Genomic DNA, 21,287 nt, shown 5'->3' on the forward strand with positions numbered 1-21,287 from the left:
CAATATGTCACGAAAGTAGGTCACTACTTAGAACCTGAACTGATCCAGTTCATGACGTATGATACTTACCAAGAGAAAGTCAATGCGGCTTGGCGCCAAGGTGTTAATTATGAAACTGGCGAAAAACTAGACCCACTCTTAGGCAGTATCGTCTCTACCTCGCAATACGTTAAAGACGGCTACACATGGATCAACGAATCTGAACTCGGTCAAGCCCTGATGATCTTAGGCTTTACTTATGCGTCTTACAAAGTATTGACGACCACTGGTGTGAAGCATGTAGAGAATGGTAAGATTGAGGAGGTGGGTAATCCTAAAGAAATTAATATTCATGGAAAACTAAATACGGAATTAGATGAAATTGATTTAATTAACAAGGTTATTTATGAAGATAAATCTGCTTCTAAGCTATATATGGAAAATCCTGATTTTCCTCAAACTGAAAAGCAGTGGGCTTATAAACATATATTTAAAAAAGGTTCTAATAGACTGGATGCGCTAAATCAAACTGAAATTAGTATATCTGGTATAGACAGTAGTTTAGTTTCTTCCATGGATGAGATTAAAAATATTAAAGATTATACATTTAGGATTGATACAGATACTCCAGCTTTGCGTGAAGCTGTTCAAGAACAAATTAATAATCTTAAAACAAAGTATCCAGACTATAATTTTAATGTAACATATGGAGGTGAAAAATAATGTCAGTAGGATTATTTAAATATAATGGGGATATCTATGAGGAAAACTCTGAAGTTATATTAAGTGAGAACATATCCTCACAATCATTTTATGAAAGGTATTGGGAAAAAGCTATAGGAGAATTGGGTATCAAATATATACAAGATGGTGCGGAATTTAATAATACTAAACTAGAAGTTGTCATGGAAGAATTAGATTTACTGAAGAGCTGGGCAATAGCAAATCTTCAGGGAGAAGAGAAAGAATACATGACCGCTAGGATTGAGAATTTAGAAGAAGTCATTCCAAAATCTTTAATTTCAAAAAAAGATATATTATATATTTTTTAAAAAATGAAAAAAGTAAACTAAGGTTTAATAGAAATCGAGTTGTTAAGATTAAACACATTTAAATACTTGAAAATACTCAATTCATAAGTAAGTAAGTTGAAACTGAATAGGAAACATAGTTAATAAAAAACATTCACATTATTAGTCAAAACTAATTTGTGAATGTTTTTTGTGGAATTTGATGGCAATAACTACATGACGTAGCCGCGGGTTACCCAAGGTTCAACGAATGTAAAACCAGCAAAGCTATGATAGATCGATGTCCTAACTAAAATTAGACAGAACAAATCCAAAAATCTAAAAAGTTAAATTGCTATTTTCTCCGTTTTCCGCTACCATTTTAAAAGAAGGTAGGCAGGTGATTATTTGGGACACGAAAAGCAGAAAAAGGAACAACTCCGACAGTTTGGTATCGATAAACTTAAAAAAATTGCTATTAGTGGCTATAAAAAAGAAAAAGAACAAAAAATCTATAAGCAATTGTTTGCAACAGAGTATTGGAAACAGGCGAAAGTCATCGGGTTGACACTTTCAAATGAATTTGAAATAGATACACGACCGTTGATCGAACAAGCGAGAGCCACAGGAAAAATCGTTGTGATCCCCAAGACATTGCCAAAACGTCAAATGGCATTTTATGAGTTCTCTGAGAACACAGTATTGGAACGGTCAAGTTTTGGTGTCTTAGAACCCGTTTCAACGCATCTTTATGAGTCACAAATGATTGATTTATTGATCGTACCAGGAATCATCTTTCATCTAGATGGGTACAGGATCGGCTTTGGTGGAGGATATTATGATCGCTATCTGGAAGAGTATCCGCATCAAACGTGTAGCTTGACTTTCAAAGAGATGATCCATAATGATTGGGAACCAGAAGACTTTGATAAGAAAATCCAACATATATTGAGCGACTAAAAATCAAGGGGGTATATATGAAAGTAAATCGGCAGCAACAATTCAAATTAAAATCTTGGCTCGATGGGCCATTTTTAACTCAGATTTTTTTAGTGATCCAAACAATCGTCTTTATCGCAATGGAGGTATTACCTGGTAATAGCGTGGCTTTTGAACTAGGTATGTCTGGCCAGCATGTTGCCTATTTACATGAATGGTGGCGTTTGATCACACCAATATTTATTCATTTTGGGATGATGCATTTTGTACTGAACTCTGTCGTCTTGTATTTTATGGGTTCACAAATCGAAACGGTATATGGTCATTGGCGCTTTTTCTTGATTTATTTACTAAGTGGTATCATGGGAAATATAACAAGTTTTGCCTTCAATGAAATGAATGTATTATCTGGTGGCGCAAGTACATCGCTTTTTGGTTTATTTGGTGCATTATTTGTTCTTGGTATTCATTACAAAAATGATTATGTGGTGAAACAGCTTGTACGCCGTTACATGATATTCATCGTTTTTTCTTTTATATTCGGTATATCAGATACCTCAGTGGATATTTGGGGGCATGTTGGTGGCTTGATCGGAGGTTTCCTGATAGGGAATCTACTAGGTTTACCAAATCGATCCAATGATTACTCGATCCATCATCGTATTTTATCGTCGATCGTTTTTCTCTTTCTTTTTATAATATGTGTTTTAGTGGGTTTAAAAAATTATGGAATACTTGTATAATGTGAAGGAAGTGCTTTAAATGGAAAGCTTATACGACGTACAACAGCTATTCAAGAGATTTGGTATCTTTATTTATGTGGGAGCGCGGATTTATGATATTGAATTGATGACGATCGAATTACGTAAGCTTTATGATAATCATTTGATCGATCACGAAACATATATGACTGCGTGGCACATCTTAAAAAGAGAACACCGAATCGAAGAGAGCAGAAAGAAAGGAATTTGATCATGGACAAAAAAATTATTGGGATTGATTTAGGTGGAACAACAGCAAAATTTGCGATCTTGACACCTGACGGAGAAATTCAACAGAAATGGAGTATCGATACCAATATTTTGGATGATGGCAAACACATTATTCCTGAAATCATTGAATCTATCAATCATCGTCTGAACTTATACGGTATGAAAGCGGAAGATTTCATCGGTATCGGTATGGGGACACCAGGAACAGTCGACAGCGAAGCTGGTACAGTGATTGGTGCGTACAATTTAAATTGGCGCGAGCTTCAATTTGTCAAAAAAATGATTGAAGAAGGAACGGGTATCAAATTTGCCATCGATAATGACGCCAATGTCGCAGCACTAGGCGAACGTTGGAAAGGTGCAGGTGAAAACGATCCTGATGTCGTATTCATCACCCTAGGTACAGGTGTTGGTGGCGGTATCGTTGCGGATGGTCATTTACTTCACGGTGTGACGGGAGCAGCTGGAGAAGTCGGACACATTACGATCGATCCAAATGGATTCGAATGTACTTGTGGCAAACGTGGTTGTTTAGAAACTGTCTCAAGTGCGACAGGTGTCGTTCGAGTAGCACGTCATTTAGCAGAAGAATACGCTGGCGATTCAAGACTGAAAGCAATGCTTGATAATGGTGAAGAAGTAACAAGTAAAGATGTTTTTGAATTAGCAGAAGCAGATGATCCATTTGGTTTGATGGTGGTCGATCGTGTCTGTCTATATCTAGGACTAGCTTGTGGGAATTTAGGGAACACGTTGAATCCATCAAGCATCGTTATCGGTGGTGGCGTATCAGCTGCGGGAGAATTCTTACGCAGTCGTGTGGAGAAATATTTCAAAGAATTTACTTTCCCACAAGTAAGAGAATCAACAAAAATCAAATTAGCTGAATTAGGAAATGAAGCAGGCGTCATTGGTGCTGCCTCATTAGCCTTGAAATATGCTGAATAAAGTGGAGGCACGACATGGTTTTATGGATTATTAACATCATTTTATTACTGATCATCTTAGCGATCGTATTTTGGGAAGTTTACTTACGAGTAATGGCTAAACGTTCTGCAACAATGCTTGAAGAAGAAGAATTTCGCGAAGGAATGCGTCGTGCACAAGTCATCGATGTTCGTGAAAAAGATGTCTTTGATGCAGGTCATATTTTAGGCGCTAGAAATATTCCTTACACAGTGCTAAAAAATTCACTTGGTTCGATTCGTAAAGACCAACCTGTTTACATTTATGATCAAAAGAAAAGTTTGAGTATTCGTACAGCCAACCAACTGCGTAAAGCAGGCTACCAAGATATCTATATCTTAAAAGGCGGCTACGATGGCTGGTCAGGTAAAATCAAAAGCAAAAAAGTCTAACGAGGAGTCCTGTACTTCTTATGTTACCTTAGTAGCAACAAGAATAAGAGCGGTTATTCGCTCTTTTTTCTTGTTGTTTTTTCGTATTGAAGAAAAATTATGCTATGATTGGATATGAGGACACGACGGAGTTAGTAAGCTCCAAGGAATTTCCTAAATCGTTCTCTAAATTTACGGATGTTCATAGGGATTCAGTAGTTCACTAAACGAAAAAATGAAGAACTATTGCTCCTCAGTGAGTTAGCTAAGAAAATCAGCGTAACGCATATTGAGCGTAATCAAAAGGATATATGCGTAACAACTAAGCAAATACATATAGGTAGGTGGATAGATGAGAATTGGGATCATCGGGGCAGGACCTCGCGGACTTAGCATGTTAGAGCGTTTACTCTATAATCAACAACAAGAAGATATTGAGATCCTCCTTTTTGATCCAAGTGGGATCGGTGGTAAGGTTTGGCGAGTCGATCAGCCAAAAGAAGTACTGATGAATTCATTGTCGTCCCAAGTGACGATGTTTACGGATGAGACATTGAGCAGTGGGGGTGTGATCGCTAACGGAGTGAACCTCTATCAATGGGCGAAAGAATTTGCCCCTTCCTATCTCAGTAAGACAACCATCAAGGAAAAAGAAGCGTTTATACGTGAAGCGGCTAATTTATTAGAAAACCAACCAACGAGTCGGCGATTTTTCGGCGCCTATCTCCAATGGTTTTACGAAGGACTACAGGAACGATTTTCTGATCGTTTCGATTATATCCAAAAATTAGTTATCGAAACTACCAAGAAAGAGAAACAATTCATTCTGCGAACTAAAGAAGAAGCCTATGTGGTGGATCAACTGATTCTAGCAACGGGTCATTGGGAACATGAACAAACCTCGGAAGAAAGCCAATTAAGTGAGTATGCAACTGAGCATCACTTATTTTACCAAGGACCAGCTAATCCAGCAGATGTTGATTTATCGATGATTCCTGCCCAAAAGCCGGTGTTTATTCGGGGCTTAGGTTTGTGCTTTTTTGACTATATCGGTTTATTGACGCAACAACGAGGCGGGCGCTTTGAAGAACTGGAAGGTCGATTGGTTTATCGTCCGTCTGGAGAAGAACCTATCGTCTATTGTGGCTCTCGGCGAGGGTTACCTTACTATCCCCATGGACGCAACCAGAAAAAAGTTGGCGAGGTGGCACAGCCAGTCATTCTGACGCAAGAACGATTAAATACGTACTATCGGACCAAAAAACTGAATGGACAAGAGTTCTTTGCTGACTTAAAAAAAGATCTCGAATTGTTTTATTATAAAAAAGTGATCGAGGAACATGGGTTGTCGATTTCTCTCAGCGAATTTCAAGAAGTCTTTCTTGGAGCTACAGAAAAGGAATGGCTGCAAAAATATCCAGAATTATTAAGCCACTTGTGGTCATGGGACTTACTGGCTCACTTGACTGACCACACGTTACCCTATCCACAAATGAGTCGGAGATATATCGAAGATCAAATCAATGAAGCGCAAAAAGGGAATGTGGACGGTCCATTGATTGCGACGTTGGATGCATTGAAAGATTGGCGAAACATGGTGCATCAAGTGATGCTATGGGAAGTTTTTTCTGCAAAAGAATATAAAGAAGTATTGTGGCAATGGTTCAATACGTTTGATGCGTTTTTTACTATCGGTCCGCCTTTGCGAAGAACTCAAGAATTAGCAGCGTTGATCGATGCAGGGATTTTCCATTTGGTGGAACCTCCTTTTACTGTAGTAGGAAAGGACAAAGGATTTTACCTCGAACGAGAAGGGCTTACAAGTGATTACCTTATTGAGGCACGATTACCAAAAAATGACTTACGAACAACGAGAAATCCAGCATTGATCAGTCTACGTGATGCTCAGATCCTTCAGCCATTTCAGTTGCATGATCCAAGTGGCGATTTCGTTTCTGGTGCGGTAGCAATCGAACGAGAAAGTTCACGTGTGATCGATGCACGTGGAGAAGTACAAAACAATTTGTATTGTATCGGCATCCCAACTGAAGGGGTAGAATGGTTAACAGCCTCAGTCCCCAGACCACATGTCGATTTTTGGAACCTTAGACAAATCGATCGTATCGCACAACTGATTTTAGCAGAAGAATCATAAAAAGAACGTTCCTTCAGTGGGACATTAGTTCTCTCCCACCACCTAAAACCGAATAAACGGCGGGAACAGAAGTAACCTCTTGTAGGAACGTTCTTTTTGGATAGCATGAGGGAGATAGAAGAAACACAACTGTGCTATTTGTCAGTTTGCATTTCTATCGTTACCTAAAAATATGAGCTTTCAGAAAAAAACTCGTTAGAAACAAAAAAACCCAAAAAATTGAAGAACAATTTTTGGGTTTTTCGTTTTTGAAGCTGAATGCTTCAATCACTCGCTCTTATCGTGATACACGTTTTCTCATTGCTTTTTTGCGATTTTCTTCAATCATTGCTTCTTTTTCGTCGATTGGGTCGATGACTGTTTTCTTCACAGAAGTTACTAAACCAGCGACAGCTGCTACTGTAGCCAAGCTACCTACTAAGATGCCTGATACAAATTTTTTCATAATGATTCACCTCATTTATCTATTTGACACTTCTATTATGAAGCAAAACAAGGAAAAACGCTAGTCTTTCGTTTTTTTATTTGAAACCCTTTACAATAAATTCTTGAAAAAATTTACTAAATGTTTTATTATAAATTTACTAAATAAATTGAAAGAAGGTTTTGTCAAAAAAAGTCCCTGTTTTCTGATCATCACTTTTGTTAAAATAAATAACGAATATAATTATATGGATAAAGGAGTCTTAACATGACAATTTTAGTATTAGGCGGAGCAGGCTATATTGGTTCCCATGCCGTCGATCAATTAATCGAAAAGGGCTATGATGTCGCAGTCGTGGATAATCTTTTGACAGGCCATCGTCAAGCAGTTCATACTGATGCACGTTTTTATGAAGGAGATATTCGTGACAAAGAATTTCTACGCGGAGTTTTCCAAAAAGAAACGATTGAGGGCGTCTTGCACTTTGCAGCGAGTTCGTTAGTCGGTGAATCCGTCGAAAAACCGTTAGTCTACTTCAATAATAATGTCTATGGCATGCAAGTATTATTAGAAGTAATGCACGAGTTTGATGTGAAACGGATCGTCTTTTCTTCAACAGCTGCGACTTATGGCGAGCCAAAAGAATCGCCGATCACTGAGGAGTCACCAACGAATCCGAAAAATCCTTATGGTGAAAGCAAACTGATGATGGAAAAAATGATGAAGTGGTGTGACGAAGCATATGGCATGCGTTATGTGGCTTTACGCTATTTTAATGTAGCAGGAGCTAAGAGTGATGCGTCGATCGGCGAAGATCATACCCCTGAAACCCATTTAGTACCAATCATTTTACAAGTAGCTTTAGGTCAACGAGAATCATTAGCGGTCTATGGCGATGATTATGATACCCCAGACGGAACATGTATCAGAGATTATGTACAAGTGGAAGATCTGATTGCTGCGCATATTTTAGCATTGGAATATTTAAAAGCTGGAAATGAAAGCAACTTCTTCAACTTGGGAAGTAATAAAGGTTATTCAGTCACAGAGATGCTAGAAGCAGCACGAGAAGTCACAGGTCGTGATATCCCTGCGAAAATGGCACCACGAAGAGCGGGGGACCCAAGTCGTTTGGTAGCTTCAAGTGAAAAAGCGAGATCGATCCTTGGTTGGGCACCTGAATATACAGATGTGAAAGAAATCATCAAGACTGCTTGGGCATGGCATGAAAGTCATCCTAACGGGTATGAAAAGTAGGTGGGAAGAAAATGACGATTAGTCAAACAATTGCAGATTTTGTTACGCTAGCAATCGCTTCTGGTGGTTGGATGGAAATGGACCGTATCTACTTACAAAATCGTATTTTAGGTCTTATTGGCGAAGAAGCCGGGGACTCTTTTGAGGTGCGTCCAGTACAGGAAGAATCGGTCGATCTATTGAATCGTTTAGTTGAACAAGCAAAAGAAAATGGCTTAGTGACGGATGTAACAGCTGAACGAGAAATGTTCGAAGCACAATTGATGGATTTCTTGACGCCACCACCATCCGTTGTCAATGCTTTTTTTGCCCAACATTATTCAAAAAGTCCAGAAGAAGCGACGGATTATTTTTATCAGTTGAGCCGCAACAATGATTATATCAAAACGCGAGCAATCGCTAAAAATATCGTGTACACTTACCCGTCTGAATATGGGGACTTGGAAATCACGATCAATCTATCTAAACCTGAAAAAGATCCAAAACAAATCGCTGCAGAAAGAAAAGCGGTGCAAGTCGATTACCCATCGTGTATGTTATGTATGGAAAATGAAGGGTATAAAGGAAGATTGAATTACCCAGCACGAACCAATCATCGGATCATTCGAATGAACTTAGACGGAGAAAGTTGGGGATTTCAGTATTCGCCTTATGCTTACTATAATGAACACTCAATCATTTTATCAGAAGAACATCGACCAATGCGCATCACAAAAGATACATTCGCTCGTTTGTTGAAGATCACTGAAGTCTTACCACACTATTTTGTGGGGTCAAATGCTGATTTGCCGATCGTTGGTGGATCGATCCTTTCACATGACCATTATCAAGCTGGACGTCATGAATTTCCGATGGCAAAAGTGCCGATGGAGAAATTGATCAAGCTAAGTGAATACCCACAAGTGATTGCGGGAATCGTCAAATGGCCAATGTCAGTGATCCGCCTTCAGTCGCCCGATAAAGAGCTATTAGTAGAAGCAGCGGATGCGGTCTTAAACAAATGGCAGAACTATTCAGATGAATCAGTGTCTGTCGTCGCCTATTCAGCAGATGGTACGCCACATCATACGATCACGCCGATTGCTCGTCGCAGAGATGATTACTTTGAAATCGACTTAGTATTGCGTGACAACAATGTGTCCGAAGAACATCCTGAAGGGATTTTCCATCCTCATCGTGATATCCAGCATATCAAAAAAGAAAACATTGGCTTAATCGAGGTCATGGGCTTGGCTGTGTTGCCGCCACGCTTAAAACCAGAATTGGAAGAAGTGAAGCAATATCTACTGGGTGAAGGAAATGAAGTCGCGGACTATCATCGTGAATGGGCAGAACAGCTAAAACAAGCGCATCCTGATTTGACTGAAGAGACTGCGACAGTTGTTATCCAAGAAGCAGTTGGTCAAGTCTTCGCCAGAGTTTTAGAAGATGCCGGCGTCTTCAAACGGGACGAACAAGGAAGAGCTGCGTTCTTGCGCTTTACTGAAACATTATAAGCATCGGTCACTTACAGGAGGGGAAACGAATGGCCACGATCAAAGATATTGCACAGTTGGCGGGAGTTTCTCCTGCCACAGTTTCAAGAGTGCTGAATTATGATGAAAAATTGTCAGTAGGATTGGAAACGAAACAAAAAATATTTGAAGCAGCTGAACACTTGAATTATAAAAAACATCATAAGAATCTAGCCTCTGAAAAACAAACGATCAAATTGATCCAATGGTATGATACCCAAGAAGAATTAGAAGATCTTTATTATCTTTCTATACGCTTAGGGATCGAAAAAAAAGCGGAGGAAGCAAATATTCGCTTGATCAAAGAAACGTGGGATGCCATCAGTGAGCAATCAGCAGATGGGGCAATTGCCCTAGGGAAGTTTGACGAGGAACAATTGGATGAATTGAAACGTACGCAAGAGAATCTTCTGCTTGTCGATTCAGATGGCACAAGCTTCGGCATTGATTCCTTAGTCGTTGATTTTGAATCAAGTCTCCGTTCAGTGATGGACCATTTCTTACAAGAAGAAGTCAAACAACTAGTGATGTTAGCCGGAAAAGAGTACACGAAACAGCAACGAACACAGGTGACTGATCCTCGACCGGCTATTTTTCAAAAATTGATCAATGAAGAAAAGTACCTCTCTGGAAAGATCATTGAAGCAGATTTTTCAGTAGAGGCAGGATATCAAGCTGTTCATGATTTTTTATTAAATGAAAAAGAATTACCTGACGCGCTGTTTGCTGCGAATGATGCGTTAGCAATTGGTGCATTGAAGGCAATCAAAGAAGCGGGGTTGACCATTCCCCAAGATATCTCAGTGATTGGCTTCAATGATATCAGTGTTGCAAAATATGTCTCACCACCACTCTCTACGGTCAAAGTATACACCGAATGGATGGGGGAATTGGCAGTTGAAACATTGCTCCAGTTAATTCATAGCACTGCACCGGTTGCAAGAAAAATAACGATCGCGACGGAACTAGTTTTACGAGAATCAACAAAAAAAGCTACGATTAAGTAGACGATCATCAATCCAACGAAAGGGGCGGAAATCTCAACAGCGGCGAGAGCCAAACTTGATTTTTCCTCCCCTTTTTTACCTCGAAGTATGCTACAATGATAAACGATATTAGAGTAGTAGAAGGGAACGGTCAAATGATTACATTAGGGATCGATACAGCAAATCAAACCTTAGCTGTTGGTGTGTTAGAAGATCAAACAGTGTTAGGTCAAATCCAAATCAATAAAAAGAAAAATCATAGTTTGACGTTGATGCCAGCGTTGGATCAATTAATCTCAGATTGCCAGTTAACTCCAGAACAAATCGATCGAATTGCTGTGTCAAGCGGTCCAGGCTCTTATACAGGATTGAGAATCGGTGTCACAACTGCCAAAACATTAGCATATGCTTTAAACAAAGAATTGGTTGGTGTTTCCAGTCTGGCTGTACTTGCAGCAAATTGCGTAGGAATCGAAGGAATCATTGTACCGATGTTTGATGCACGAAGAAAGAATGTTTATGCTGGTGCCTATCGCTGGCATCATGGAACATTAGAAAACGTTCTAGAAGACACTCATATTGCTTTTGTAGAATTAACCGAAAAATTAAAACAAATGGATGGATCGATCACTTTTGTCGGTAGCGATTGCCACAAATTCGCAGCAGAAATCGCCGAATCTATCCCTGCTGCTAAGCGTAATCCATTGCCACTTTGGGATATTCCGAGTGGGGTTGTCGTCGCGCAATTAGGGGCTTCAAGTAATCCGGTCAACGATATCCAAGCCTTCTTACCACGTTACTTAAAACGAGTGGAAGCAGAAGAAAAATGGTTGGAGACACATACGCCAGGAGAAGAAAGCTATGTTGAAAAAATTTAAAGCCTACTTACGGACGATGCTTCAAGAAAAAGAAGATTATCCAGAAAAAACGATCACTGTTGGCGAAAAGCAATATCAATTACGAGAGTTGACAGTTGAGGATGTCAAGGCGTTGTTAAGTATCGAACGGGAAGTTTATCTAGGGGAATTACCTTGGACAAAAAGTGCGTTTATCTCAGAACTGACCTCCCCATTCATGACTTTATATCTAGGAATATTCGACAATGAAGAATTATTTGGCTTTGTTGGGTCTAGAGTATTAGGGCTTGATTGCCATCTCACAAATATTGCGGTCAGTCCGAGTTATCAACGGCAACGTATCGGTACTTATCTAATCAACGAAATCGAGTCATTCGCACGAATGAATCAATGTGAGACCATGTCATTAGAAGTACGGATCAGTAATCAGAATGCCCAACGCCTCTACCGAAAACTAGGTTTCCAATCAAGAAAAGTAAAAAAAGGGTATTATACAGAAACGAATGAAGATGCCTTAGACATGGTAAAACTATTAAAAGAAGAGTGAAAAAAAGTGATTGAAGAAAAAACAGCTTTCAATGATACAAAATTAGCAGAGGAGCTTTGGCGAGTCAGTGATGATGCTTTCTTAACTGGTTCACCTTGGACAAAAGAACAGTTCAGGTCAGATATCCAACAGCCACAAACCAATTATTTAGTTGTTCATCAGGATGACAAAATCATTGGCTTTATTGGCTATGCCAAAGTACTTGATGAAGTAGAAGTAACGAATCTAGCGGTGCTGACTTCTGAGCAACATAAAGGTGTAGCAAGACAATTATTACAAGAAATGCTCAAACGAGAAACAGCCAATCAAGTGCATAGTGTTTTTTTAGAAGTGCGACAGTCGAACATGGCGGCACAACACCTTTATGAATCAGAAAAATTCCGTCAAGTAGGTAAACGAAAAGCCTACTATCATGATCCGGTCGAAGATGCGGTCATCATGTGTACAAAGCTAAAAACAGAGGTGATAAAACCATGAATGAAAAACAAACAGAATTGATTTTAGCAATTGAGTCAAGCTGTGATGAAACAAGCGTAGCTGTCGTGAAAGATGGACAAGAAATCTTATCGAATATCGTTGCCTCTCAAATCAATAGCCATAAACGCTTTGGCGGGATCGTACCTGAAGTTGCCAGTCGCCATCATGTAGAACAGATTACTTTATGTCTTGAAGAAGCATTGGTTGAAGCAGGAGTGACTGCTGAACAACTTACAGCGGTTGCCGTCACAGAAGGACCAGGTCTTGTGGGGGCATTACTCATCGGTATTTCAGCAGCAAAAGCTTTTGCTTGGGCAAATCATCTACCGTTGATCCCGGTCAATCATATGGCAGGACATATTTACTCCGCTCGCTTCGAAAAAGCATATGAATTTCCATTGATGGCGTTGTTGGTCAGCGGGGGACATACTGAATTAGTTTATATGGAAGAAGATGGCGCTTATGAGATCATCGGCGAAACAAGAGACGATGCCGCTGGAGAAGCCTACGACAAAGTAGGACGTGTCTTAGGTTTGAGTTATCCCAGTGGCAAAGAAATCGATGAATTAGCCCATCAAGGCACAGATGCCTATCACTTTCCCCGAGCAATGATCCGTGAAGATAACTATGATTTTAGTTTCAGTGGCTTAAAAAGTGCATTTATCAATTTAGTCCACAATGCGGAGCAACGAGGAGAAGAATTAGATCGAGCAGACCTCGCTGCTAGCTTCCAAGCCAGTGTTGTCGAAGTTTTGGTTACAAAAACGATCCGCGCCTGCAAAAGTTATCCGGTGAAGCAATTGATCCTTGCAGGTGGCGTCGCTGCCAATCAAGGACTAAGACAAAGCTTAAAAGAAAGCTTGGCCACAGAATTACCTGAATTGGAGCTGATCGTACCACCATTACGTCTTTGTGGCGACAATGCAGCAATGATTGGCGCCGCTGCATCCGTCGAGTGGGGCAAAGGTCATACCGCCGATTATCGATTGAACGCAGAACCAAGTTTAGTGTTAGGTGATTCATTGGAAAATGTCAGGTAATTTACCTGACATTGGTCCAAGTACTTTAGGTATAGAAAAGATTATATAGATATAATCTAGGTTATTATAAATATAGTTATAAATAAGCGATTACGTATTTATGATGAACTGAGTACTGATAAGAGAATATACTTCGAAAAAACTTAGATTAACTCAAGTTATATAAATTGTGTCAGTTAATTCTATGTGATAGTATAAGGAATGTAGAAAATAAAAAGGATAATGTTATTTTCTATGGTGATTTAACTGAAGGTTGAAAGCCTTCACAATTCAATGCAAAGGAGGTCGAATGGATGAAAAAGTTTGTCGGATATTTAGTTGTATTTTTCACTGCATTATTGTTCACTGTCCCTGTAGATGCCGCTGGCGCGATTTCTGCTAATGAGCAACAGATCCTAGACTTGTTGAAAGCACCAGTAAGTGTTCAAGGAAAAGAATTCACTGTTCCTGATACTTACATTACACAAGCCGAAAACCATTTGAAACAAAATGATTTAACGGATGCACAAGTAGAAACTGCCGTTACAGGTATTCAAAATGTACGTAATCAGTTAGGTTCAGTAACAATAGATATGACAGGAGTCAACACGCTTGATGATTTGATCCGTGCTTTACCACGAGATGTCATCATGCAAATCCAACAAGAAGTAACGAGAGTTGCTGACGCGTTAGGATTAGTTGTACTAAATTGGAATGGTGGTAATATCCAAATCGGTGCGAAAAACGCTGATGGAACAACATCACCAGCTTTTAGTACTAGTTCTCCAATTAAACAAACAGGTGGTAACTATACCGCTAGTGCAATGGCAATTGCTTCATTACTATTAGTCGCAGCAGGTGCGGTCGTAGTAGGAAGAAAGACAAAGATTGCGTAAAAAACGCAAGCTGCTTAAGAGACTAGGGGCAATGCTTTTTGTCCCTGTCTTTTTTTTGGCAGCTGGTTATTCTCTAATGTACGTCATAGGAAGACCTGTCATTCATTTTGCCACTTCTTCTTTAAATTTGTTTTTACTTTCAGATGTTCCAACATTTGAAACACAAGAACAAAGCTTTGAAGCTGTAAAAGAAGAAGATGTCGCTAAAGATGAGAACAATGAACTGGCATCCAGCAGTATCACTTACCCTAGAGGTGGCGAACGCTATGGTGACATCATTGTAGATTCTTTAAATCTGAATGTGCCTTTGTATTTTGGAGATACCGATGAGATATTAAGAAAAGGTGCCGGACAGTATATGGGTTCTGTCTACATAGGTGAGACTGGAACGTCACTAGTCGGTGGGCACAATGTGGATGGGTTTGGTAAGCTAAGCGGTATCCAAACAAATGATATCGTGACAGCTAAGACGACCTATGCGAATTACCGCTATCAAGTAAAAGAAATGGTGATTCGTCATAAAGATGATCCGGAAATCAATGAATTGATCAGTCAAAAAGATAAACCAATACTGCTTCTTTATACATGCTATCCTGTCGATAGTTTAGGCATGACGGATGAACGACTTTTTGTTATCTGTGAGTTAGTTGAAGGTCCGTTGATCAATCCTAATAAATAGGAGGAAATCATGAGTACGCAAAAATTCATGCAAAAAGGGTCCCGTTGGCTACTTACTTTTATTTGTTCTTTGAGTTTGTTTGCCGGCATGACATTAGTTGTATTAAGACTAACGTTGTTCAACCAACAGTTCATGGAAAAAGCCATGGAAGAAGCCAATTATTCAGAAACGATCACCTCGGAGATCAATCAAAGAATCAGCGATCTGGGTCGAGGAAGCAATATTCCTGCAGATGTGTTAGCAGACACTATTCCTCAATCCTACGTACAATCAAATGTTGAACATTACATCCGCACCATTTATACAGACATTCCTTTTTTGATTGAACGGACAGATGATGTAGACAAGATCATCCAGAAAAAAGTCGAAGACTATGCGAAAGAAAACAATTATGAAATCAATGCAGAAACACAACAATCAATCGACAATCTAAAGAAATCTGCAATTGAAACCTATAGTGAATATATTGAGATCCCTTATCTTTTGACCTATGGCAAGCAAGTGATGGGTTACAAAAGAACGCTGACCTTATTGATTTTCTTTACAATGACAGTTTCTGCATTATTAGTGATTGCAATCATTGCGATCGACACACGTTTTTTCCATCGTGCGTTACGCTATTTAAGTTATGCAGTGGGTGGCGCAGGTCTAATGCTGTTAGCGTTACCTCTTTTTGTGTACCTTTCCAAAATGGTCGAGCGTATCGGCATCAATTCAAAGTCGCTCTATCATTTTCTAACTACGTATCTAAGCAATTTCATTGTAACATTTATCCAATGGGGTATCGTGATCATAATTTGTAGTTTTATCATCTGGATTTTGAGCGAATTATTAAGAAGACGCAAAGTTAAGAAAAGATATTAAAGATAGAAAGTGGAGAAAACATGGAAGAAACGATTAGTCTAGGGGAATTATTTGAGATTTTAAGAAAGCGTTGGTTGTTGATTCTCGCAACCACGCTTGCTGGATTTGCTTTAGCTGCAGGAGTCACGTTCTTTTTGATCACACCTAAGTACAGTTCATCAGCTGAAATGATCGTCCAGTCAAAAGCAGAAAATACGAATACGAATCTACAAGATGTCAACGCTAATGTTATGTTGATCAATACTTACAAAGATATGATTTTAGGCGATGTCGTCATCAATGATGTCCAACGAGAGCTTGAACAAAATTATGGACAAAGTCTTACCAAGGGTGAGTTGAAATCAGTGATCAGTGTCAATCAATCACAAAACTCACAAATGTTCCAAATCGTTGCAACTGTCGATAATCCAGATAATGCAACTGACATCGCAAATGTAACAGCACAAGTGTTCCAATCAAAAGCCACGGACGTATTGAATGTCAATAAAGTGACGATCACTTCTGCGGCGCAAAGTAATCCTACGCCTGTTTCACCAAACAATATGTTGAACGTAGTTATCGGCGGGTTGCTTGGCTTGATGATTGGAGTCGGATTAGCCTTTCTTCTAGAACTGCTAGATAAAACAGTCAAGGACGAACGTTTTGTAACAGAAGAATTAGGATTGCCGATTCTTGGAGACGTCAATGAAATGACGAAGAAAGAACTTGAAAACGGCCGTATGTTTCAACCATCAGAAGTCGAAACGATTGAAACAACTGAACAAAGAGAAAGCCGTCGTTCACGAAAACGTGTATAAGGAGAAGTATTTATGAAGAAAAACACTATTTTACCTGTTTCACTCCTCAGCATTACCGATAAAAATGCCATGGTTTCCGAACAATTTCGGACGATTCGTTCAAATATCCAATTTGCTTCTGTTGATCGTGAGTTGAAGACAATGGTCGTGACTTCATCTGGACCAGGTGAAGGAAAATCAACAACAGCTGCTAACTTAGCTGTCGTCTTTGCAAATAGTGGCAAAAGAGTCTTACTAGTCGATGCTGATTTGAGAAAACCAAGTGTGGCATTGACCTTTCAATTACCAAACGTCAATGGGTTAAGTAATTTCTTAGGTGATCGCGAAGGAAGACCGGAATCATATTACCATACCAGTTCCGTCGAAAATCTGTGGGTCATGACAAGTGGACCGAAACCACCTAATCCATCAGAACTACTTGATTCGAAACGAATGGAAGAAGTGATCGAACAACTAAAAGCATTGTTTGATTTGATCATTTTTGATTTACCACCCATTGCAACAGTCACTGATGCTCAGATCTTAGCCGCAAAAACAGATGGGACACTGTTAGTCGTCCGAGAACGTAAAACAATGAAACAAGAATTAATCAAAGCCAAAGAACTGCTATCCATTGCACAAGCAACGATTTTAGGTGTTGTTTACAACGGTGCGAAGAAAAATGCAGATTTTAATTATTATTACTATTGATGAGGAAGTGAGAAAAAATGATTGATTTACATTGTCATATTTTACCTGGCGTAGATGACGGACCAAAAACGGTCAAAGAATCGGTCGCCATGGCAGAAGAAGCTGTTCGACAAGGAATCACCCACATTTTATGCACCCCTCATCACAATCAACGTTTCACCAATGAAAAAGCAGATGTATTATTAGCTGTCGAAGACTTGCAAAAAGAATTCGATCGACAGTCCATCCCCCTAACTTTATTTGAAGGACAAGAAGTTCGAATAAAAAGAAATCTGATAGATGAAATCAAAAGTGACAAGATTCTTTTTGCAGATGTCACCGATCGCTATTTGCTAGCTGAGCTACCAACAAACAGCATTCCCGAATACACAGAAAGTTTGTTTTATGAATTACGTCAGATGGGGATCGTACCAATCATTGTCCATCCTGAACGAAACCGCGGTTTCCAAGAAAGTCCCAATCTATTATTACCCTACTTGAATATGGGCTGTTTGGCGCAGTTGACTGCACCAAGTATTGCAGGTGTGTATGGCAAACAGATCAAGAAATTGAGTGAAACATTGGTCGAACATCGACTTGTCCAAATGATCGCCTCAGATGCCCATAGTCGAAAAGATCGGGATTTTTATATGGAAAAAGCCTATAGCATCGTAGAGAAAAAATTTGGAACAACAGTTATCGAAGAAATGGATCAAGTAACAAGAGACATCATCAATGGGGAGCAAGTGCATGCAAAAGATTTTCGACCTATTGTATAAAAGTTATAGGGGGCGCAGGGGTTGTTTGAACTTACTAGAAAAAGAAAAGTAATCATTTTGATTTTGGTTGATAGTCTGTTACTAGGAATCTCAATATTTTCAAGCTATTATTTTATGACACCATTTGTTGGTATCGATCAAGATTATTTAGCCGTGAGTCTAGGCGTATCACTCATCTTATACATCGGATACGGCACGTTATTCAAAACTTTTACGCGGATCAATCGATACACGAATTTAAATGAGATGGCAGGCATTTTTTCAGCTATTACTTGTACCGTTATTTCAGCATTTATCATCTAATATTTACTTATGCAAAAAATCAGTCTTAGATTGATTTTACTTACATATATTTTATCCATGTTTCTCATCATCAGTAGTCGTTTATTTTGGCGTATATATATCGAACATAAAGCACAGCGTCAAGAATCACCACTAAACAAACACAGAACACTGATCATCGGAGCTGGCGAAGGTGGACGTATTCTATGCAACAGTATTCTTAGTTCAAAAGCAATCAACGATTTGGAAGTGGTTGGCTTTGTGGATGATGATCCAAACAAATATAAAACATATTTATCTGGGATAAAAGTCGTAGGGAATACCAAAGACTTACCAACATTGATCGATGAATTGTCGATCGACATGGTGACGATCGCGATACCTTCCTTGCCACGAAAAAGAATTCGTGAAATTTTCCATCTTATCGAATCAAAAGAAGTCAAGATGAATACGATGCCTTCGATCGAAGAAATCGCATCAGGGAAAATCAATGTTTCTCGTTTGAAAGAAATCGACGTGGTCGACTTGTTAGGACGTGAAGAAGTCAAGTTAGATTTGGAGAAGCTAAAATCACACATCTCAGGAAAAGTCATACTTGTTACCGGAGCTGGAGGCTCTATTGGTTCAGAGATCTGTCGTCAAGTACTTGCTTTTTCGCCAAAAAAATTACTCTTATTAGGACATGGTGAAAACTCGATCTATTTGATTCATCGCGAACTATCAGGAGATACCTCCCAAAATGAAACAGAAATCATTCCAATTATTGCAGATATCCAAGACCGTGAAAAGATCTTCCATATCATGAAGGAATATCAGCCAGATATCGTCTATCATGCAGCAGCACATAAGCATGTGCCATTGATGGAATATAACCCAAGAGAAGCAGTAAAAAACAATATCAGAGGAACAAAAAACGTAGCCGAAGCAGCTAAAGAAGCAAACGTAAAAAACTTTGTCATGGTTTCCACAGATAAAGCCAACAACCCACCAAACGTGATGGGAGCCACAAAACGAATCGCAGAAATGATCGTCACAGGCTTGAATGGAGAGAATTGCACCAAATTTTCAGCCGTAAGATTTGGTAATGTATTAGGCTCTCGAGGCAGTGTGATCCCCGTTTTTCGAGAACAGATCGCAAAAGGCGGACCAATCACGATCACCGATTTTCGGATGACCCGTTACTTTATGACGATCCCAGAAGCAAGTCGCTTAGTCATCCAATCGGGTGCATTAGCCAAAGGTGGCGAAATCTTTGTCCTAGATATGAGTGAACCAGTCAAAATCTTAGATCTTGCACGAAATATGATCCGCTTGAGTGGCTACACTGAAGAAGAAATCGAAATCGTCGAAACAGGCATCCGACCTGGCGAAAAATTGTATGAAGAACTGTTGTTGGACAAAGAACGAAATGATGAACAAGTGTATGAAAAGATTTTTGTTGGGAATATCAAAGGTTACCCGATCCAAGAAGTCATGCAATTTGTAACAGGTTTATCCGACGATGACAAGCAACTAGCATTAGAAGTTGTAGCCTTTGCTAAAGCTTCAAGTAAGTAGTAACAAAAAGTAAAAGCCAAGTGTTTTAAATAAGACTTTTAGAAAGAAGGAATAAAATGAACCGTATGAATATTCCGTTCTCACCACCAGATATCACTGAACAGGAAATATCGGAAGTTATCTCAGCATTGCAGTCTGGATGGATTACCACGGGACCTAGAACAAAGGAATTAGAAAAAAAAATTGCTGACTGGTTGGGTACACCTAAGGCAGTATGTTTAAATTCACAAACTGCTGCTGCGGAAACAGGATTACGCCTACTTGGGATTAAAGAAAATGATGAGGTGATTGTTCCTGCTTATACGTATACTGCTAGTGCTTCTGTTGTTCATCATGTAGGAGCCAAATTAATGCTCATTGATTCTCAAGAAAACTCATTGGAAATGGATTATGATGCATTAGAACAAGCAATTACAGAGAATACGAAAGTTATAATCCCCGTGGATCTGGCCGGGATTCCTTGTGATTATGACCGTATTTTTAAAATTATAGAAAAAAAAAGAAATCTATTTCGTCCTGATAACGAAATTCAAAAAGCATATGGACGTGTAATTGTTATGGCTGATTCAGCTCACGCATTTGGAGCTAACTGGGGAGGGAAAATGGTTGGAAATATTGCTGACTTATCTACTTTTTCATTTCATGCTGTTAAAAATTTCACAACTGCAGAAGGCGGTGCGTTAGTATGGAAAGAAAATGAAAATATAGACCATAGTCAATTGTACAGTCAATGCCAGTTGCTTTCCTTACATGGTCAATCAAAAGATGCGCTTGCTAAAACTCAGCTTGGTTCATGGGAATATGATATTGTGGGGCCATGGTATAAGTGTAATATGACGGATATTGCTGCAGCAATTGGTTTAGCTCAGTTTGAGCGCTATCCACAGATGCTTTCAAGAAGAAAAGAAATCATTGAAATGTATGATTTAGCATTTAAATCTTTAAATATTGAAGTTCTTAAACATTATAGTTCGCATTATAATTCTTCCGGACATTTATACATTACAAGAGTAAAAGGGATTTCTGGGGAAAAGCGAAATGAAATTATTATCAAAATGGCTAAAGAAGGAATTGCCTGTAATGTTCATTATAAGCCCCTACCTATGCATACAGCCTATAAAAATATGGGATTCGATATTAAATATTTTCCAAATGCTCAAAATCACTTTATAAATGAGATTACATTGCCCTTACACACAAAACTGACGAATTTAGAGGTAGAATATATAATTAAAAAATACAGCACAATTACAAAGGAATACACATGATAA

General features: G+C 39.0%; 22 protein-coding genes and 2 pseudogenes. 23 read left to right on the forward strand and 1 reads right to left on the reverse strand.

Annotation, left to right across the window (positions count from 1 at the left end; genetic code table 11):
* The 8 genes and pseudogenes from CUS89_RS16465 to CUS89_RS14090 all read left to right on the forward strand — a co-directional run.
* A pseudogene (locus CUS89_RS16465) lies at nt 1-702 on the forward strand (hypothetical protein); the annotation flags it as partial.
* Nucleotides 702-1,031 (forward strand): hypothetical protein, encoded by a 330-nt coding sequence (locus CUS89_RS14060; RefSeq protein ID WP_019723939.1) that lies wholly within the window; start codon nt 702-704, stop codon nt 1,029-1,031. The pseudogene CUS89_RS16465 and the gene CUS89_RS14060, both read left to right, overlap by 1 nt.
* Before the next feature lie 366 nt (nt 1,032-1,397).
* Nucleotides 1,398-1,949 carry a 5-formyltetrahydrofolate cyclo-ligase gene (locus CUS89_RS14065; protein ID WP_104872585.1) on the forward strand — a complete coding sequence of 184 codons (552 nt, stop codon included), beginning with the start codon at nt 1,398-1,400 and terminating at the stop codon, nt 1,947-1,949.
* A gap of 17 nt (nt 1,950-1,966) precedes the next feature.
* Nucleotides 1,967-2,671, forward strand: coding sequence for a rhomboid family intramembrane serine protease (locus CUS89_RS14070; RefSeq protein ID WP_104872586.1), 705 nt, complete (start codon nt 1,967-1,969; stop codon nt 2,669-2,671).
* A gap of 19 nt (nt 2,672-2,690) precedes the next feature.
* The gene (locus CUS89_RS14075; protein WP_010735144.1) at nt 2,691-2,900 is read left to right on the forward strand and encodes a YqgQ family protein; all 210 of its coding nucleotides are present in this window, start codon (nt 2,691-2,693) and stop codon (nt 2,898-2,900) included.
* Nucleotides 2,901-2,902: 2 nt separating this feature from the next.
* Nucleotides 2,903-3,868 (forward strand): ROK family glucokinase, encoded by a 966-nt coding sequence (locus CUS89_RS14080; RefSeq protein WP_019723942.1) that lies wholly within the window; start codon nt 2,903-2,905, stop codon nt 3,866-3,868.
* Nucleotides 3,869-3,882: 14 nt separating this feature from the next.
* On the forward strand, nt 3,883-4,278 hold the full coding sequence (locus CUS89_RS14085) for a rhodanese-like domain-containing protein (RefSeq protein WP_019723943.1): 396 nt from the start codon (nt 3,883-3,885) through the stop codon (nt 4,276-4,278).
* A 331-nt stretch (nt 4,279-4,609) separates the two neighbouring features.
* Nucleotides 4,610-6,412 (forward strand): FAD/NAD(P)-binding protein, encoded by a 1,803-nt coding sequence (locus CUS89_RS14090; protein ID WP_104872587.1) that lies wholly within the window; start codon nt 4,610-4,612, stop codon nt 6,410-6,412.
* Between the two features lie 277 nt (nt 6,413-6,689).
* Here CUS89_RS14090 and CUS89_RS14095 read toward each other — a convergent pair whose 3' ends face one another.
* Nucleotides 6,690-6,857 (reverse strand): DUF3042 family protein, encoded by a 168-nt coding sequence (locus CUS89_RS14095; RefSeq protein WP_010735150.1) that lies wholly within the window; start codon nt 6,855-6,857, stop codon nt 6,690-6,692.
* 246 nt (nt 6,858-7,103) lie between these two features.
* On the opposite strand from CUS89_RS14095, the gene galE reads away from it, so the two are divergent.
* From galE to CUS89_RS14170, 15 genes and pseudogenes are all read left to right on the forward strand, one after another.
* On the forward strand, nt 7,104-8,093 hold the full coding sequence (gene galE / locus CUS89_RS14100) for a UDP-glucose 4-epimerase GalE (RefSeq protein ID WP_104872588.1): 990 nt from the start codon (nt 7,104-7,106) through the stop codon (nt 8,091-8,093).
* A gap of 11 nt (nt 8,094-8,104) precedes the next feature.
* Nucleotides 8,105-9,589: a UDP-glucose--hexose-1-phosphate uridylyltransferase gene (gene galT / locus CUS89_RS14105; protein WP_104872589.1), complete on the forward strand. Its 1,485-nt coding sequence runs from the start codon at nt 8,105-8,107 to the stop codon at nt 9,587-9,589.
* A gap of 29 nt (nt 9,590-9,618) precedes the next feature.
* A complete protein-coding gene (locus tag CUS89_RS14110) occupies nt 9,619-10,614 on the forward strand; it encodes a LacI family DNA-binding transcriptional regulator (RefSeq protein WP_104872590.1) in 996 nt (331 codons plus the stop codon).
* 134 nt (nt 10,615-10,748) lie between these two features.
* Nucleotides 10,749-11,471: a tRNA (adenosine(37)-N6)-threonylcarbamoyltransferase complex dimerization subunit type 1 TsaB gene (gene tsaB / locus CUS89_RS14115; protein WP_104872591.1), complete on the forward strand. Its 723-nt coding sequence runs from the start codon at nt 10,749-10,751 to the stop codon at nt 11,469-11,471.
* Nucleotides 11,455-11,997 carry a ribosomal protein S18-alanine N-acetyltransferase gene (rimI, locus tag CUS89_RS14120; RefSeq protein ID WP_104872592.1) on the forward strand — a complete coding sequence of 181 codons (543 nt, stop codon included), beginning with the start codon at nt 11,455-11,457 and terminating at the stop codon, nt 11,995-11,997. Before tsaB ends, rimI (CUS89_RS14120) begins: the two co-directional genes overlap by 17 nt.
* 6 nt (nt 11,998-12,003) lie before the next feature.
* Nucleotides 12,004-12,474 (forward strand): ribosomal protein S18-alanine N-acetyltransferase, encoded by a 471-nt coding sequence (gene rimI, locus CUS89_RS14125; RefSeq protein ID WP_104872593.1) that lies wholly within the window; start codon nt 12,004-12,006, stop codon nt 12,472-12,474.
* Nucleotides 12,471-13,514 carry a tRNA (adenosine(37)-N6)-threonylcarbamoyltransferase complex transferase subunit TsaD gene (tsaD, locus tag CUS89_RS14130; RefSeq protein ID WP_104872594.1) on the forward strand — a complete coding sequence of 348 codons (1,044 nt, stop codon included), beginning with the start codon at nt 12,471-12,473 and terminating at the stop codon, nt 13,512-13,514. Before rimI (CUS89_RS14125) ends, tsaD begins: the two co-directional genes overlap by 4 nt.
* 293 nt (nt 13,515-13,807) lie before the next feature.
* Complete coding sequence (locus CUS89_RS14135; protein ID WP_104872595.1) at nt 13,808-14,389, forward strand: hypothetical protein; 582 nt, start codon at nt 13,808-13,810, stop codon at nt 14,387-14,389.
* A 31-nt stretch (nt 14,390-14,420) separates the two neighbouring features.
* Complete coding sequence (locus CUS89_RS14140; protein ID WP_104872596.1) at nt 14,421-15,068, forward strand: class D sortase; 648 nt, start codon at nt 14,421-14,423, stop codon at nt 15,066-15,068.
* A gap of 9 nt (nt 15,069-15,077) precedes the next feature.
* Nucleotides 15,078-15,932 carry a hypothetical protein gene (locus CUS89_RS14145; protein WP_104872597.1) on the forward strand — a complete coding sequence of 285 codons (855 nt, stop codon included), beginning with the start codon at nt 15,078-15,080 and terminating at the stop codon, nt 15,930-15,932.
* Nucleotides 15,933-15,952: 20 nt separating this feature from the next.
* Complete coding sequence (locus tag CUS89_RS14150) at nt 15,953-16,729, forward strand: YveK family protein (protein WP_104872598.1); 777 nt, start codon at nt 15,953-15,955, stop codon at nt 16,727-16,729.
* Nucleotides 16,730-16,741: 12 nt separating this feature from the next.
* Nucleotides 16,742-17,419, forward strand: coding sequence for a CpsD/CapB family tyrosine-protein kinase (locus tag CUS89_RS14155; RefSeq protein ID WP_019724207.1), 678 nt, complete (start codon nt 16,742-16,744; stop codon nt 17,417-17,419).
* 17 nt (nt 17,420-17,436) lie between these two features.
* Nucleotides 17,437-18,177, forward strand: coding sequence for a tyrosine-protein phosphatase (locus tag CUS89_RS14160; protein ID WP_104872599.1), 741 nt, complete (start codon nt 17,437-17,439; stop codon nt 18,175-18,177).
* A gap of 21 nt (nt 18,178-18,198) precedes the next feature.
* A pseudogene (locus CUS89_RS14165) lies at nt 18,199-20,016 on the forward strand (polysaccharide biosynthesis protein).
* Nucleotides 20,017-20,072: 56 nt separating this feature from the next.
* On the forward strand, nt 20,073-21,284 hold the full coding sequence (locus tag CUS89_RS14170; protein ID WP_219843344.1) for a DegT/DnrJ/EryC1/StrS family aminotransferase: 1,212 nt from the start codon (nt 20,073-20,075) through the stop codon (nt 21,282-21,284).
* Nucleotides 21,285-21,287: the final 3 nt, after the last annotated feature.

The sequence above is a fragment of the Enterococcus mundtii genome, assembly GCF_002947535.1.
Lineage (GTDB): Bacteria > Bacillota > Bacilli > Lactobacillales > Enterococcaceae > Enterococcus_B > Enterococcus_B mundtii_B.